Source organism: Nocardioides sp. dk884 (assembly GCF_009557055.1).
Classification (GTDB): Bacteria; Actinomycetota; Actinomycetes; order Propionibacteriales; family Nocardioidaceae; genus Nocardioides.
Map to the genome: position 1 here is coordinate 2,073,233 of NZ_CP045649.1, position 11,704 is coordinate 2,084,936.

Consider the following 11,704-nt stretch of genomic DNA (forward strand, 5'->3'; position numbering starts at 1 on the left):
AACTCTAGTGGTCGGCCTCAGAACGGCGGCCACGGGATGGCCGGGGACTCCCCGCGCGGTGCGGGCATCACCCCTGCCGACACCAGCCGGCGGCAGCGCTGGGCGAGCACCTCGATCTCCGCCTCGCTCAGCAGCGCGGCCAGCGCGTCGCCGAGCTGGCCGTCCACCGCGGCGCCCAGCCGGCGTACGGCGTCGAGCTCCTCGTCGGCCAGCGGCTCCCCGATCCAGCCCCACAGCACGGTGCGCAGCTTGGGCTCGTGGTGGAAGGCGATGCCGTGGTCGACGCCGTAGCGGTGCCCGTCGGGCATCGCCAGCACGTGCCCGCCCTTGCGGTCGGCGTTGTTGATCACCACGTCGAAGATCGCCATCCGGCGCAGCGGACCGGAGTCCTCGTGGACCAGGGCGACCGGCTGATCGAGGCCGTCGATGCCGTCGAACACGTGGCGGTACCCCGGGGGCACCGAGCCGCCGGGCACCAGCGTGACCGGCTCCTGGTCCTCGTCCGGCTCCTCCCACGACTGCACCATCCCGGGGCCGTGCGGGCCGTCGCGCAGCCAGGTGCGCGGCACGACGTTCCAGCCCAGCTCCTCGGAGACCAGGTACGCCGCGAGCTCGCGGTGCGCCAGCACGGCGCCGGGGAAGTCCCACAGCGGCCGCTCCCCCGAGATCGGCTTGTAGACCACGCGGTGCTCGCCCACCGCGCCCAGGAACGTCGCGTTGGAGGCCGGCATGATGCGGCCGTGCAGCACCAGCTCCCCCGTGAGCAGGTCCGGGAGCGCGGTCATCGGCCGGGGCTGCCGGTCACGGGTCGCGTCGCTTGAAGCCGTTGGCGCGCACGCACAGGTGGCCGTCGGCGTCGATAGGGTTGCCGCAGAACGGGCAGCTGGGCCGACCGGCCTCGAGGACCTGGCCGCTGCGCTGCACGAAGGCGCGGGCGTAGCCCGGCGTGAGACGCACCAGGAGCACCTCCTCCGGCTCGGGCTCCACGACGCTCTCCTCGAGCTGGTCGGGAGCCACGATGGCGGCCTCGCTGAACGGGAACACCTCGATCACGATCCGCTCGTCGCGCGGATCCCACGACAGCGTCATGGTGCCGGCGCGGAACTCCTCCTCGATCGGCTGGTCCAGCGGGTCGCTGTCGACCAGGTCGAACGGGGCGACGGCGGGCACCACGGTGCTGCTGGGCTCGCTGGCCATCACCTCGTCGAGGAGCTCGTCGACGCGTTCCGCGAGCGCGGCCACCTGCTGCTTCTCGACGGCGACCGAGACGATCCGGTTGCCGCTGCGTGCCTGGAGGTAGAAGGTGCGGGAGCCGGGCGCGCCGACGGTGCCGGTGACGAAGCGCTCCGGCGGGTCGAAGGAGTGGACGAGAGGCATGGGGCCAGCCTAGGACCCGGCCGGACCGGCCACCGCGGGGCCCGCTCCCCCGCCGATCACGGCGTCAGAGCCGGCCTCGGACGCCTGGGCGGCGTCCGCCGGCGGGCGCAGCCAGGACAGGTCGCCCTCGTGGGAGTTGGTGGCCAGCACGTAGGGCCGCGACTCGGTGTAGCGCACGATCGAGATCGAGGCCGGGTCCACGTGCAGGCGCTGGAACAGGTCCAGGTGCATCCCCAGGGCGTCGGCGAGCACCGCCTTGATGATGTCGCCGTGGCTCACCGCGACCCACACGGCGTGCGGGCCGTGCTCGGCCTCCACCTCGGCGTCGCGGCGTCGTACGGCGGCGACCGCGCGCGCCTGCATGGTGGTCATGCTCTCCCCGCCGGGGAACGCGGCGGCGGACGGCTGGGACTGCACGACCTTCCACAGCTTCTCCTGGGCCAGGTCCTTGATCGCCCGGCCCTGCCACTCGCCGTAGTCGCACTCGGTGATCCCGCGCTCGGTGACCACCGGCGGTGCGGGGTCGCGTCCGGCCAGCAGTGCCCGGGTCGTCTGGCGGCAGCGCTCCAGCGGGCTGGTGACGACCAGGGAGAGCGGTACGTCGCGGAGCCGCGCGCCGGCGCGCGCCGCCTGCTGCTGCCCGGTGCTGTCGAGCCGGACCCCCGGCGTACGGCCGGCGAGCGTGCCGGAGGCGTTGGCGGTGGTGCGCCCGTGCCGCACGAGGATGAGGGTGGCCATGGCGCGGACTGTAGCCGGGTGTCGAGCGGCGTCCGCGCGGATAACGTATCGGGATGATCGTCGACTGCGCCTACTACCGCCACGGCGTCCGCGCTCCGGAGAACCTCGACGTCACCGACCTGTCCCGGGTCCTGGCCGCACGCGACCGTGAGCAGGGCGACTTCTTGTGGATCGGCGTCCACGAGCCCACGCCGACGGAGCTGCACGCGGTCGCCGGCCAGCTGGGTTTCCACCCGCTGGCGACCGAGGACGCGCTCAAGGCCCACCAGCGGCCCAAGCTGGAGCGCTACGACGAGATGTTGTTCCTGGTGCTCAAGACGCTGACCTACATCGACGCCGAGGACGCCGTCGAGACCGGCGAGATCAGCCTCTTCGTCGGTGAGGGGTACGTCGTGACGGTGCGGCACGGCGCCGGCAGCGAGCTCAGCGTGACCCGCTCCCACCTCGAGTCGGTCGCCGACGTCCTGGGGCGCGGGCCGGCGGCGGTCGTGTACGCCGTGTGCGACAAGGTCGTCGACGACTACACCCAGGTGGCCCGGTTCCTGGAGGAGGACGTCGACGAGGTGGAGCAGTCGGTGTTCTCCCCCGAGCGGACCCGCGACTCCGAGCGCATCTACACCCTCAAACGCGAGATCGCCGAGGCCCGCCGCGCGGTTCAGCCGTTGAAGGCGCCGATGCAGGCCTGCGCGGAGGGTCGGGTCGCGGGGATCAACGGCGACGTGGCGCCGTACTTCCGCGACATCACCGACCACCTCAACCGGGTCTCGGAGAGCGTGGACAACCTCGAGCAACTGCTCTCGGCGGCGTTCGACGCCCACGTCGCGCAGATCTCGGTGCAGCAGAACGACGACATGCGCACCATCTCCGCCGGCGCCGCGCTGGTGGTGGTGCCGACGCTGATCGCCGGCATCTACGGGATGAACTTCAAGTACATGCCGGAGCTGGAGTGGCACTACGGCTACCCGTTCGCGCTGATGCTGATGGTGGGCGCCGCGGCGGTGCTGTGGGTGTGGTTCAAGCGCTCCGGGTGGCTGTGAGCCCCGGGCGGCCGGCCCCGCTCAGGCGCTGAGCACCCCGGCGCCGAGCAGCACCAGCACCAGCGCGCCCAGCGCCACCCGGTAGATCACGAACGGGGTGTAGGAGCGCGTCGAGACGTAGCGCAGCAGCCAGGCGATCGCGGCGTACCCGACGATGAACGACACGACCGTCGCCACGATGGTCGGGGTCCAGCCGTACGGGTTGTCACCCCCGGGGATCTCCTTGAGCTGGAACACGCCGGCACCGACGACAGCCGGGATGGCGAGCAGGAACGCATAGCGGGTGGCGGCCTCGCGCTCGTAGCCGAGGATGCGGCCCATCGAGATCGTGGCGCCGGAGCGGGAGACCCCGGGGATCAGGGCGCAGGCCTGGGCGACGCCCATCAGGACGGCGTCGCGGACGTTGATCTGCTTGATCTGCTTGGAGTTGCTGCTGAACTTGTCGGCCAGGCCCAGCACGATGCCGAGCACGATGAGCGTGGCGCCGATGATCCACAGGCTGCGGAACTCGTTCTCGATGACGTCCTTCAGCGCGATGCCGAGCACCACGATCGGCAGCGACCCGATGATGATGAACCAGCCCATCCGGGCGTCCAAGGTGCCGCGGTACTCCGGCTTCACCAGGGACTTCAACCAGGCGGTGGCGATGCGCCAGATGTCCTTGCGGAAGTAGATGAGCACGGCGAGCTCGGTGCCGATCTGGACCACCGCGGTGAACGCGGCCCCGGGGTCGCCCCATCCGAACATCTCGGGGTAGATGCGCAGGTGCGCACTGCTCGAGATCGGAAGGAACTCCGTAAGTCCCTGGATGGTGCCGAGCACGATGGCTTGGAAGAGTTCCCACACGGGCGCGCAGCCTACGCGGAGCCCAACCGCGTGCCGCCGACGGCGTCCGTGAGTGGGACCACTACCTTTCTGCCATGCAGCTCAGGTCCCTCGGCCAGACCGGTCTCCGCGTGTCCCGTCTCGGCCTCGGCACGATGACGTGGGGACGAGACACCGACGAGCATGAGGCGCGCGATCAGCTGATCGCGTTCGCCGAGGCCGGCGGCACGCTCCTCGACACCGCGGCCAGCTATGGCGACGGCGCCGCCGAGGAGCTGATCGGCTCCCTGATCGGCGACGTGGTGGCGCGCGACGAGATCGTGCTGGCCACCAAGGCCGGGCTGGTACGCCGCGGTGACGCCCGGCGCATCGACACCTCCCGCGGCCACCTGCTGCCCGCGCTGGACCGCTCGCTCAAGCGCCTGGGCGTGGACCACGTGGACCTGTGGCAGGTGCACGTGTGGAGCGACCGGACGCCGCTGGAGGAGACCCTGCAGGCGCTCGACCTCGCGGTGACGTCGGGGCGCGCGTCGTACGTCGGCATCTCCAACTACACCGGCTGGCAGACCGCGCAGGCCGCGACCTGGCAGCGCGCCGTGCCCGGCCGGGTGCCGCTGGCCTCCACTCAGGTGCAGTACAACCTGCTCAACCGCGGCGTCGAGCACGAGGTGCTCCCGGCCGCCGCCGCGCTCGGGCTCGGGGTGCTGGCCTGGTCGCCCCTGGCCGGCGGCGTGCTGACCGGCAAGTACCGCAGCGGCACCCCCGCCGACTCCCGCGCCGCGGACCCGTGGTTCGCCTCGCGGGTCGAGAACTACCTCGACAGCTTCGGCCGCGGCGTGGTCGAGGCCGTGGCGCGCGCCGCCGACGGCCTGGGCTGGACGCCGCTGGAGGTCGCCCTGGTGTGGCTGCGCGATCGTCCCGGGGTCACCGCCCCGATCCTCGGCGCCCGCACCGCCGCCCAGCTGCGCGCCGCCCTCGCGATCGAGGAGCTGTCCCTGCCCCCCGAGATCGTCCTGGCCCTGGACGACGTCAGCGAGGAGTGAGCCGATGTCCCGTGTGCTGCGTCAGCCGCTGCGCCCCGGGGTGGAGTGGGAGCTCGACAGCGTCACGTTCTCGCCGGAGTACCCCCGCGGTGTGGTGACCAAGCTGCTCACCGAACGCGCCGAGCAGGGCGGCTGGGAGCTCGACCGGGTCCGCATCGGCGCCGACGGCGTACGCCGGGTGCTGCTCCGCCGGCGGGTGATCAAGGCGGTCCGGACGGCCTGAGAACCCCACGTTTGGTCCCCAACGACAGTTTTCGGGGCCGTTCGGTTGTCGTTGGGGACCAAACGTGGGGGTGTTCGGGCCCTCAGACCTCGTCGAGGAACCGGTCGAAGACCCGGGCGCCGAACTCCAGGGCGTCGACGGGAACCCGCTCGTCGACGCCGTGGAACAGTGCGGTGAAGTCCAGGTCGGCGGGCAGGCGCAGCGGCGCGAAGCCGTAGGAGCGCATCCCGAGCTTGCGGAAGTGCTTGGCGTCGGTGCCGGCACCCATGAGGTACGGCGCGACGAGGGCATCCTGGTCCTCGGCGAGGATCGAGCGGGTCATGGCACGCACCAGGTCGCCCTCGTACGGCGACTCCCAGGGCTGCTGGTGGCTGACCATGTCGATGTCCACGCCGTCGCCGACGAGATCGCGCAGGGTCGCGAAGAACTCGTCCTCGTAGCCGGGCAGGAAGCGGCCGTCGACGTGAGCGGTGGCCTCGGTCGGGATGACGTTCACCTTGTAGCCGGCCTGGAGCATCGTCGGGTTGGTGGAGTTGCGGAGGACGCCGCCGAGCATCCGGGTCGCCGGACCGAACTCCTCGACGAGCTCCTCCACGTTGTCCGGGGTGACCTGGGTGCCGGCAATGTCGGCGACGGTGGCCAGCAGCACCTCCATCGCCGGGGTGAGGCGCACCGGCCACTCGTGGGTGCCCAGCCGGGCGACGGCCTGCGCCAGCCGGGTCACGGCGTTCTCGGGGTTGACCATCGAGCCGTGCCCGGCCCGTCCGCGGGCGGTCAGCCGCATCCAGGCCATGCCGCGCTCGGCGGACTCGATCAGGTAGAGGCGCCGGCCGCGCACGGTGGTGCTGAAGCCGCCGACCTCGCCGACGGCGTCGGTGACGCCCTCGAACTCGTCGGGGTGGTCGCGGACCAGCACCTCGGCGCCCCGGTGGCCGCCGGCCTCCTCGTCGGCGGTGAAGCAGAGCACGATCGGCCGAGTCGGCACCGCGCCGGCGAGCTGGCGGGCGCGGACCACCGAGAGCAGCATCGCGTCGAAGTCCTTCATGTCGACCGCGCCCCGCCCCCACAGGTAGCCGTCGCGGATCTCCCCGGAGAACGGGTCCACCTGCCAGTCCTCGGCCGCTGCCGGGACCACGTCGAGGTGCCCGTGCAGCAGCAGCCCGTCGCCCTCGGTGCCGCCCCAGCGCGCCATCACCGACGTACGACCGGGGCTGGACTCATAGATCCGCGGCTCGATGCCGACGTCGGAGAGCAGGGTGGCCACCATCTCCGCGGCCGGCCGCTCCCCCGGCCCCGAGTCATCGCCGTAGTTGGAGGTGTCGATGCGCAGCAGATCGCGGCACACGTCCACGACCTCGCCCGCCGGGTCGTACGCCGGTGCCGTGACAGTGGTCAGGTCCTGGGGGTCAGCAGCCATGGGGTCAGCATGACATCCGCTCAACCACCCCCCGATTCAGTGTTTGCGGGGACCCAGTGTTAAGTTTTTCCAGCACTCGGGTCCGGGTGGCGGAATTGGCAGACGCGCTAGCTTGAGGTGCTAGTGCCCTTTATCGGGCGTGGGGGTTCAAGTCCCCCCTCGGACACCAGCGGAACGGCCAGGCTCTCGACAGAGAACCTGGCCGTTCTTCGTTTCTCCCCCCGATGTGCGGTGGGTCCCGGGCCGACCCCGTCTGCACCACCCTCGACGAGGGCCTTCGCGTGCGCGGTGTGCGGATCCTGTCGATCTTCGCGGTCATCTGGTCTGCGGTCGCCGCCTCCGGCCTGTCCGAGACCGGCGCCTCGGCCGCCGCCCTTCCGAGCGCCGTGGCGGCCGTGGTCGTGTCGCTGGTCCTTGTCGTGGTCGTGCGGCGCTCGGCTCACGAGCCGGCCCTTGCCCGGGCCCGCAGGCTCCCGCCCTGGTGGTCGCGCGGGGTGGCTGCGGTCACCATCGCTCAGCTGCTGGTCATCGCGGCCGTGGCGATCGGCCTGACGAGGCTGGACCAGGCCGCCTACATCCCGGCTGCGGTCGCCGTCGTCGTCGGCCTGCACTTCCTGCCCCTGGCGACCGCCTTCGACCAGCGCCAGTACCGCGGCACCGCTGTCCTGCTGGTCGTGGTGGGACTTGGCGGTGCGGTCCTGGTCCTGGCCGGCGCCCAGAACGTCACCGTTCAGGCTGCCGTGGGCTACGCAAGCGCCGTCGTCCTGTGGTGCTGGGCTGCGCACGTCGCCACGCGCAACTGAGCCGACCCAGCCACGCCAGCACGGCGCCGTACGTCCCTGCTGCCGCGGCGACGGGGACGGGCCTGAGCCGCCGGCAGACCTCGCCCAGGATCCTGAACGACGGCGTGCGCGACGACACCCTCGGTAGCAAAGTGCTACGTTGGCGTAGACAAGTGCTACACCCCGGAGGTGCCTGGAGGTGCATGGTGGGAACCAAGGCTGAACGCGTCACCCGCTTCGACGAGGCCCTGTTCGAGACCGCCGCGGCCGAAGGGTCACGGCAGTCCCGGTCGGCTCGCCAGCAACTCGAGCACTGGGCGCGACTCGGTGCCGCGCTCTCTGCCCAGGTCGAGGCGCCCCTGAACCGGGTCCGCCTCGCGCTCGAGGGCACCATCGCCCAGCGGGACCTGACCCTCGATGAGGCGCGCCAGTTCGACGCCGCGATCGCGGTCCGCATCGACGACGCCGTCGCACAAGCCGACTTCGCCTCCGCCTCGCTGCCGAACTTCGCCGAGGTCTCGCCCGACCCCCACCGCGTCCTGGCCGACCTGGCCTCCCGCGCGGAGGTCAGTGAGCGCGCGCGCGAGCAACTTCGTGAAGCACTGGCCACACTGGACCAGGCCCTCGAAGCCGAGCCGCAGTCGGCAGAGGCCGGGCGGTGACGCGACTGGACCTTGTCGTTGGTCCCAACGGAGCCGGGAAGTCGACCTTCGTCGACCTGATCCTTCTCCCCACGCTCCCGCACCAAGCTTTCGTCAACGCCGACGAGATCGCCAAGACCTACTGGCCAGGCGACGAAGTCGTGAAGTCGCGGATCGCTGCCCGCCTTGCCGAGGTCCTGCGCGTGGCCTTCGTTGCGATGGGTGAGCCTTTCATCGCCGAGACCGTCTTCTCCCACCCCTCGAAGATCAGCCTCATCGAGGACGCAGTCGCCGCCGGCTACAGAGTTCACCTGCACGTGCTGATGCTTCCCGAGGACGAGGCCGTCGCACGCGTAGCGAAACGCGTCACCCAAGGCGGGCACCAGGTGCCCGAGGAGAAGGTCCGCAGCCGCTACCAGCGCCTGTGGGAGAACGTCGTCCGCGCAGCTCTTCTGTGCGACACCGCTGACTTCTACGACAACACCGGACGCAGCCCGGTGCTGGTGGCCCGGCTGAGTGCTGGCATCGCCTACGGCGCGGTCGCCTGGCCGGAGTGGACACCGAAGGACCTGACCGACTGCTGGCACTGAAGCCCGAGGCCCTCACCGCGACGGCTTCGCGGCCCGCCGGGTCGCGCTCAGGACTCGCAGACCGTGCCGTCTCCGTCACCGTCGCGGTACCAGGCGTACTCGGGATCGCGGCCGCGCACGTAGGGCCCGTGGCCCGCGGCGACCGCGGAGGTGCAGTAGTCGAAGCGCGGGTCCAGGCCGGCTCCCCCGCCGCTCGTGCCCGCCGCCGGCGGGGACGGCGTGGCCGGCGTGGCGGGCGTGGCGGGCGCCAGCTGGCCCGCGTCGGAGGACCGGGCGTCGGCGACGGCGCTGCCGCGCAGCTTCGCGAGGCGCACGGTGAGCGGGCGCTTGCCGCAGCTGGCGGCGTACCGGGCGAGGACCTGCTGCTCGGCAGGGTCGACGCTCAGGCGCCACCGCACCTTCACCGCGACCCACGAAGAGACGTAGACGCAGGCCTTGTAGGCCGGCATCCACTGGGCCGGGTCGGCGTCGGATTTGGTGCGGTTCGACGACGCGCTGACCGCGATCAGCGCGCGCCGGTCCCCCAGGTCGTTGGCGAAGGCCTCGCGCCGCGGCGCGGACCAGGCGTGCGCGCCGGAGTCCCAGGCCTCGGCGAGCGGGACCAGGTGGTCGATGTCGAAAGACGACGCGCTGGTCGTGGTCAGCTGGTCGTAGTAGGAGAACCACTCGCCCGCGACCACCGTGCAGCCCGCCGCCAGGCGCGCCCCTGGGGCGCGGTTCTGGGTGATCAGCACCTCGTCGCGGGTGTCGCAGCCGTTGCGGTCGGCGTCGGACCAGTGCGCGAACAGGTCGCGGTCATAGCCGGTACGGCGTTCGGGGGCGACCGGCAGCGCGGCGACCGCGGCGACCAGCGTGGTCTTCACCCGTGCGCCGGGACGACCCGCGAGCGGGTCGGGTGCCTGGTCCGGGCGGACGCTGGCACTCGGGCCGGCTGTCTCCACCGGCGCCCCCGACTTCTGTGACTTCCGTGGCTTCTCCGGCCCGGACGAGGTCACCGTCTCGGCGGTTTCGGTCGGCCCGCTGCTGTCGGACGCCGTGCCGCAGCCGCCGAGAAGCAGCAGTGCGAGCCCGGCGGCGACGGCGGAGGCGAGACGGGAGGTCGGAGTGGAGGACGGGTCACGGAGCACGGGCACGACGCGATCCTGTCGTGCCGCACCGACACTCGCGCGACCGCACCCCGCTCTACGGTGAGGCATGCGCGTCGCCCGCCGCATGCGGTCCCTCGTGGGCTGACCCACCGACCCGACGTGCTCAGCGGTCGAGGGCGCGGATCCGCTGGAAGTTGCGCCCGCCCCGCTCGAACGACGCCACGACGGCTGCGGGCACCTCGACCTCGTCCAGCGGGTCCTCCCACGCACACGGGCGCACGTGCACGAGGTCCGCGGCGTAGGCCTGCCGGGTGGCGTCGTAGCGCCACGGTCCGGTGAGCGCGCCACGGCGGTAGCGCCCATCGGTGTCGCGGGTCCAGACCAACGCCCCCGCGGGCACCGCGGCGAACCTCTCGACTCGCCGCGCGGTGCGCTCGCCGTGCTCGACCACGGTGCGGGACAGGACCTCTTCGACTCCGGCGTCCGGGCCGGGCGAAGGGTCGAGTCGACCGCCCATCCCGACCAGCCCCAGCGCGACGGCACGGGCCTGGGCCAGCCCGGCGTCGATGTCGTCGAGGCGGCTGCGCATCGGGGCGCGGTAGGTCTCGGGCATCGCTCGATCCTAGGCGTCGCGGTGGGCACGTGGGCCGGGCCACAGGCCGTTTGACGCGCGGATGACCGGCTACCGCTACGGCGTACCCCCGACGAGAGGAACCACGACATGGCAGAGAGCCAGTTCACGTCCGAGACCAAGGTCGCCTTCCTCGTGGCCCCCGAGGGCATCGAGCAGATCGAGCTCACCGCACCCTGGGCGGCAGTGCGCGACGCCGGCGCCGAGCCGGTGCTGATCAGCACCGAGCCGGGCAAGGTGCAGGCCTTCCACCACCTCGACGCGGCCGACACCTTCGGCGTCGACGCCGTGGTCGGCGACGTCCGGGTGGAGGACTACGCCGCCCTGGTGCTCCCGGGCGGGGTGGCCAACCCCGACGCGCTGCGGACCGACGAGACCGCCGTCGCCTTCGTGCGCGACTTCGTGGCCTCCGGGCGACCGGTCGCGGCGATCTGTCACGCGATCTGGATGCTGGTCGAGGCCGATGTGCTCCGCGGACGCGAGGTCACGTCGTGGCCGAGCCTGCAGACCGACGTACGCAACGCCGGCGGGCGCTGGACCGACAGCGAGGTCGTCCTCGACGCCAACCTGATCACCAGCCGCAACCCCGACGACCTGCCCGCCTTCAACCGCGAGCTGCTCAGCCGGCTCAGCAGCTGAGGCCCCGCACCCGACGTCACGCCCCCGCGCCCTAGGCTCGGGGGCGTGAGTGCTTTCCGCGTGGGGTTCGTGACCGGTGCGACCCCGGACAAGTGGGCGCGCGCCTGGCGCGAGCGCAGCCGGGTGCCGCTGGAGCTGGTCCCCGTCGAGGAGGACCAGCAGGAGGCAGGGCTGCGTGACGGCTCGCTGGACATGTGCCTGGTGCGCCTGCCCATCGACCGCGAGGGCCTGCACTGCATCCCGCTCTACGAGGAGCTCCCGGTGGTGGTCGCCGGCCACGAGCACTTCGTCGCCGCCGCCGACGAGGTGTCGCTGGCCGACCTCGAGGATGAGCAGCTGGTGCTCCCCCACCGCTCGGGCTGGACGCCGACCGCCGAGCAGCTGGCCTGGCCCCCGATGAGCGTGCGGGACGCCGTGGAGGTGGTCGCCTCGGGGACGGGCATCGTGCTCGTGCCGATGTCGGTGGCCCGTCTGCACCACCGCAAGGACGTCGTCAGCCGTCCGGTCAGCGACCTGCCCACGACCACCGTGGGCCTGGCCTGGCTGGTGGACAACGAGGACCCGCGCGTGCAGACCTTCATCGGCATCGTGCGGGGCCGGACCGCACGCAGCTCGCGCGGCTGAGCGAGCACCCGAGCCACCGGGGGTGCCTCACCTGATCGGGTGGGGTGAG

General features: G+C 72.1%; 15 protein-coding genes and 1 tRNA gene. 9 read left to right on the plus strand and 7 right to left on the minus strand.

Annotated elements, in window-relative coordinates:
- Positions 1-17: 17 nt before the first annotated feature.
- The 3 genes from GFH29_RS10030 to GFH29_RS10040 are packed head-to-tail and all read right to left on the minus strand — an operon-like array spanning position 18 to position 2,115.
- Positions 18-785 carry an SCO1664 family protein gene (locus GFH29_RS10030; RefSeq protein ID WP_153323276.1) on the minus strand — a complete coding sequence of 256 codons (768 nt, stop codon included), beginning with the start codon at positions 783-785 and terminating at the stop codon, positions 18-20.
- A gap of 16 nt (positions 786-801) precedes the next feature.
- Positions 802-1,377 (minus strand): DUF3090 domain-containing protein, encoded by a 576-nt coding sequence (locus tag GFH29_RS10035; RefSeq protein WP_153323278.1) that lies wholly within the window; start codon positions 1,375-1,377, stop codon positions 802-804.
- 9 nt (positions 1,378-1,386) lie between these two features.
- Positions 1,387-2,115, minus strand: a complete 729-nt coding sequence (locus tag GFH29_RS10040) for a histidine phosphatase family protein (protein ID WP_153323280.1) — start codon at positions 2,113-2,115, stop codon at positions 1,387-1,389.
- A gap of 53 nt (positions 2,116-2,168) precedes the next feature.
- Here GFH29_RS10040 and corA point away from each other — a divergent pair, with 53 nt between their 5' ends.
- Positions 2,169-3,152 (plus strand): magnesium/cobalt transporter CorA, encoded by a 984-nt coding sequence (gene corA, locus GFH29_RS10045; RefSeq protein WP_153323282.1) that lies wholly within the window; start codon positions 2,169-2,171, stop codon positions 3,150-3,152.
- 21 nt (positions 3,153-3,173) lie between these two features.
- On the opposite strand, the gene GFH29_RS10050 is transcribed toward corA, so the two are convergent.
- Positions 3,174-3,998, minus strand: coding sequence for an undecaprenyl-diphosphate phosphatase (locus GFH29_RS10050; protein WP_153323284.1), 825 nt, complete (start codon positions 3,996-3,998; stop codon positions 3,174-3,176).
- A 74-nt stretch (positions 3,999-4,072) separates the two neighbouring features.
- Between GFH29_RS10050 and GFH29_RS10055 the strand changes: the two genes are divergently transcribed.
- Positions 4,073-5,020, plus strand: a complete 948-nt coding sequence (locus GFH29_RS10055) for an aldo/keto reductase (RefSeq protein ID WP_153323285.1) — start codon at positions 4,073-4,075, stop codon at positions 5,018-5,020.
- Between the two features lie 4 nt (positions 5,021-5,024).
- Complete coding sequence (locus GFH29_RS10060) at positions 5,025-5,243, plus strand: DUF5703 family protein (protein ID WP_153337227.1); 219 nt, start codon at positions 5,025-5,027, stop codon at positions 5,241-5,243.
- Between the two features lie 82 nt (positions 5,244-5,325).
- On the opposite strand, the gene GFH29_RS10065 is transcribed toward GFH29_RS10060, so the two are convergent.
- Entirely contained in the window at positions 5,326-6,660 is a 1,335-nt protein-coding gene (locus tag GFH29_RS10065; RefSeq protein ID WP_153323288.1) for a M20/M25/M40 family metallo-hydrolase, read from the minus strand.
- An 80-nt stretch (positions 6,661-6,740) separates the two neighbouring features.
- Between GFH29_RS10065 and GFH29_RS10070 the strand changes: the two genes are divergently transcribed.
- The 4 genes from GFH29_RS10070 to GFH29_RS10085 all read left to right on the plus strand — a co-directional run bounded on the left by GFH29_RS10070 (position 6,741) and on the right by GFH29_RS10085 (position 8,673).
- Positions 6,741-6,829 (plus strand) — tRNA-Leu (locus GFH29_RS10070).
- A 112-nt stretch (positions 6,830-6,941) separates the two neighbouring features.
- The gene (locus GFH29_RS10075; protein ID WP_153323290.1) at positions 6,942-7,463 is read left to right on the plus strand and encodes a hypothetical protein; all 522 of its coding nucleotides are present in this window, start codon (positions 6,942-6,944) and stop codon (positions 7,461-7,463) included.
- 182 nt (positions 7,464-7,645) lie between these two features.
- Complete coding sequence (locus GFH29_RS10080; RefSeq protein WP_153323291.1) at positions 7,646-8,104, plus strand: TA system antitoxin ParD family protein; 459 nt, start codon at positions 7,646-7,648, stop codon at positions 8,102-8,104.
- On the plus strand, positions 8,101-8,673 hold the full coding sequence (locus GFH29_RS10085) for an AAA family ATPase (RefSeq protein ID WP_153323293.1): 573 nt from the start codon (positions 8,101-8,103) through the stop codon (positions 8,671-8,673). Before GFH29_RS10080 ends, GFH29_RS10085 begins: the two co-directional genes overlap by 4 nt.
- Positions 8,674-8,720: 47 nt before the next feature.
- On the opposite strand, the gene GFH29_RS10090 is transcribed toward GFH29_RS10085, so the two are convergent.
- Positions 8,721-9,806 carry a GmrSD restriction endonuclease domain-containing protein gene (locus tag GFH29_RS10090; RefSeq protein ID WP_228387867.1) on the minus strand — a complete coding sequence of 362 codons (1,086 nt, stop codon included), beginning with the start codon at positions 9,804-9,806 and terminating at the stop codon, positions 8,721-8,723.
- A gap of 118 nt (positions 9,807-9,924) precedes the next feature.
- Positions 9,925-10,374 carry a GAF domain-containing protein gene (locus GFH29_RS10095; protein WP_153323295.1) on the minus strand — a complete coding sequence of 150 codons (450 nt, stop codon included), beginning with the start codon at positions 10,372-10,374 and terminating at the stop codon, positions 9,925-9,927.
- A 108-nt stretch (positions 10,375-10,482) separates the two neighbouring features.
- Here GFH29_RS10095 and GFH29_RS10100 point away from each other — a divergent pair, with 108 nt between their 5' ends.
- Both GFH29_RS10100 and GFH29_RS10105 read left to right on the plus strand, forming a co-directional pair.
- A complete protein-coding gene (locus GFH29_RS10100) occupies positions 10,483-11,031 on the plus strand; it encodes a type 1 glutamine amidotransferase domain-containing protein (protein WP_153323297.1) in 549 nt (182 codons plus the stop codon).
- A 45-nt stretch (positions 11,032-11,076) separates the two neighbouring features.
- Positions 11,077-11,655: a LysR family substrate-binding domain-containing protein gene (locus tag GFH29_RS10105; protein ID WP_153323299.1), complete on the plus strand. Its 579-nt coding sequence runs from the start codon at positions 11,077-11,079 to the stop codon at positions 11,653-11,655.
- Positions 11,656-11,704 lie beyond the last annotated feature (49 nt).